Origin of the sequence: Shigella sp. FC1567, from assembly GCF_001743015.1 — a bacterium.
In the GTDB taxonomy this organism is placed as follows: Bacteria; Pseudomonadota; Gammaproteobacteria; order Enterobacterales; family Enterobacteriaceae; genus Escherichia; species Escherichia coli.
On the sequence record NZ_MIIV01000423.1, the window covers coordinates 1 to 370 of the forward strand.

The following is a 370-nucleotide window of genomic DNA, read 5'->3' on the forward strand; positions in this document are numbered from 1 at the left end:
CCGGCGGGAGGAATACGGCGCGCTACCTGGGTCGTTATCTGAAGAAGCCGCCGATAGCGGCCTCCCGGCTGGCACATTACAACGGAGGGGCGAGCCTGAGCTTCCGTTACCTGGACCACAAAACGGGAGAAACGGCGACGGAAACGCTGACACAGCGTGAGCTGGTCGCGAGGCTGAAACAGCACATCCCGGAGTAATGCCGATCAGTTAAGGATCAGTTGACCGATCCAGTGGCTGTGTAAGAATCCGGAAACGCTCACTTGTTTCCGGATTTTTTATGCACATTGGACAGGCTCTTGATCTGGTATCCCGTTACGATTCTCTGCGTAACCCACTGACTTCTCTGGGGGATTACCTCGACCCCGAACTC

1 protein-coding gene and 1 pseudogene are annotated in these 370 nt (G+C 56.2%); both read left to right on the forward strand.

The genetic code is table 11. The features are described from left to right. Window positions 1–194, forward strand: a pseudogene (locus BHE85_RS19175) (transposase); the annotation flags it as partial. Between the two features lie 83 nt (window positions 195–277). Further along, window positions 278–370 (forward strand): hypothetical protein (locus BHE85_RS27760; RefSeq protein WP_001599756.1); only part of this gene is annotated, 93 nt, incomplete at its 3' end.